Annotated in this window: 3 protein-coding genes; all 3 read right to left on the bottom strand. The window is 49.8% G+C overall.

What is annotated here, in order from left to right; genetic code table 11:
- Positions 1 to 192: 192 nt before the first annotated feature.
- Entirely contained in the window at positions 193 to 909 is a 717-nt protein-coding gene (locus H3H39_RS27240; RefSeq protein WP_182157683.1) for a hypothetical protein, read from the bottom strand.
- Between the two features lie 213 nt (positions 910 to 1,122).
- Positions 1,123 to 1,611 carry a bacteriocin immunity protein gene (locus tag H3H39_RS27235; RefSeq protein WP_182157682.1) on the bottom strand — a complete coding sequence of 163 codons (489 nt, stop codon included), beginning with the start codon at positions 1,609 to 1,611 and terminating at the stop codon, positions 1,123 to 1,125.
- A gap of 151 nt (positions 1,612 to 1,762) precedes the next feature.
- On the bottom strand, positions 1,763 to 2,178 hold a 416-nt coding region (locus H3H39_RS27230), incomplete at its 5' end, for an IS3 family transposase (RefSeq protein ID WP_182157681.1).

Here is a 2,178-nt window from a genome sequence, read left to right as displayed (position 1 = left end):
CCCTTGTGCCAGCACCAGTTTGACCGCCTCGGCCCGGAATTCCGGCGTGTATGTTGTTGATCTCATGATTTCACTCCCTTTGACAAGTTTATCAAATGGAAGTGTCCGAAAATGTCAGGCTACCTCAGTATCAAACCATCGGTCGTAAAAATAGCTACCATAAATTCTATTGAATAAATGACATTTCTAGATTCAGTTCAATGCCCGAACAAGTGCGATCACTCCAGCACCGGCAGCCATCCCATATGGAATTAAGACCTCAGGAACAAGCTCGCTTCGCGCCAATAAATTCACGAGTGAAGAGAATGTGACGAAGAATTCGATCCTTCGTGGGAACGTAAAGGTTTGTTCTCCGATCCTTGTCCTAGCCTGCTGCTCCATATTATGTAAATTTGGATGTATATCTCCCGCCATTTCTGGGGTGTAAAGAAATGCGAATTGTATTTCTACCTCAGTCGAACCACTCCGTCGCTCAAATCCCTTATGTGGCCACTGCTGCGTATTGAGTGGCACAAGCGCGGTGAGGCGAACGTATTGGTATTGGGAACTATTTCGCTCTTGCTCTAATCTCGCCTTAATTGGCGAGGCATTGACCCATCGTGGCGACTTAGCATGAAACACCCGCTTTAAGTCTCGAGAGATCAAGAAATCATAAACTTGGACTCTGCTGCTGGCATATTGCGAGGCAATGCTCGACCGTGCCTTGCGTGCCTCTTCGCTATGAACAAACCGCCAAAACGCGTAGGCCAAGGCCGCTGAAACCACAACCCAAATCTTATTGGTTTCGCTTGGAAGCTGAACTTCAAAGACTTTATTCGGCAATTTCAGCCCGAGATATGCGGAGACGAGAATGAATCCACTCAGAGCCACCAAGTTTCGACGAACCTTATCCTTGTCATCTTCGTACATATAAAAAATTATTAAATTGACAGCTACGTGGAAAAGCAACGAAATTCATATGTTATATTCGGTCTTCTTTGGTGAAAGCCGCTGGAGCAAATTCTATCCTACCGGACGCCCAGTGTCAGATACCGTCTCAAATTTCAAGCGCTTTACTTGAAGCTATCCCGAGAATGCGGCTGTAGGCAAGTGCCGCCAATTGTCGCCCCCATTTCCAACAATTCAGCGCTGAAAAGTGGTCATATCGAGAGGCCAATCAACGATTTGCTCAGGACTCGGATCGTAGTCGCTCATCGGCTTGCCGCCGCCCCATGTGTCGCTATTGGGGTCATAGTCGGCCGGATAGAAAATTAGATTCGACGCATGTGGCCGTGGCACGTTACATTCGAACATCGCCATGTATGCCTCATGCACCTCACCCCGATCAGGTTTCATCGCACGTCGAACAATTTCGACAAGCTCTTCTCGAGTAACATCGGGCACGGGTTTGATGCGCTGTTTGCGCAGCACCCTCCACACAAAGTTAGCGTGGTTTTCACTTCCGTACACCCCTTGAAAAAAGCTCAGTGGAAGTTCAGTGCCTGCGAGTCTGTTGAACTCGGCGCACAGCGCCTGACTTGGGTTACCGTCGATGGTATCGGCAAGCTGGGCGAGCCGATCAACAAATTGCTCATCGAGTTGTGGAGGTGTTAGTTCTTGCCGTAGTTCCATATGTTCGCTTTGAAAAGCCGAGGTTTCAGAAAAACCGTTACTGGCCGTTTTCAGTCGCCGGTGAGTTTAGCGCACTTGACGGCCTCGCTGATAATCTGGCTGGAACGCGATACCAGATCGAACTACAGCAAACTGAATCGCCACGAGTCTGCTAGACACCCGCGAGCCGTTCAAAATGCCTTCGCTCAAACTCTGCTGGCGAAAGCCTGTCATTGAATCCGTGACGGCGCTTCGGATTGTAGAACATCTCGATGTAGTCGAAGATATCTTGCCTGGCGTCGTCCCTGCTCGCATAGGTCTTGCGCTTGATGCGCTCGCGCTTTAGAAGCTGGAAGAAGCTTTCAGCGACGGCATTATCGTGACAGTTTCCACGCCGGCTCATGCTTGGCTCCAGGCGATGCTCCTTCAAAAAATCGCGCCAGTCTTTGCTGGTGAACTGAGAACCTTGATCCGAATGAACCATCACGGGATCAGCCGGCTTGCGTCGCCAAACAGCCATCAACAGCGCATTCATCGCCAGCTCTGTATCAATCCGTGAACTCATCGACCATCCAACGACCTGGCGTG

Source organism: Rugamonas apoptosis (genome assembly GCF_014042355.1).
Taxonomy (GTDB): Bacteria; Pseudomonadota; Gammaproteobacteria; order Burkholderiales; family Burkholderiaceae_D; genus Rugamonas; species Rugamonas apoptosis.
This window is presented reverse-complemented; position numbering and strand designations above follow the sequence as displayed.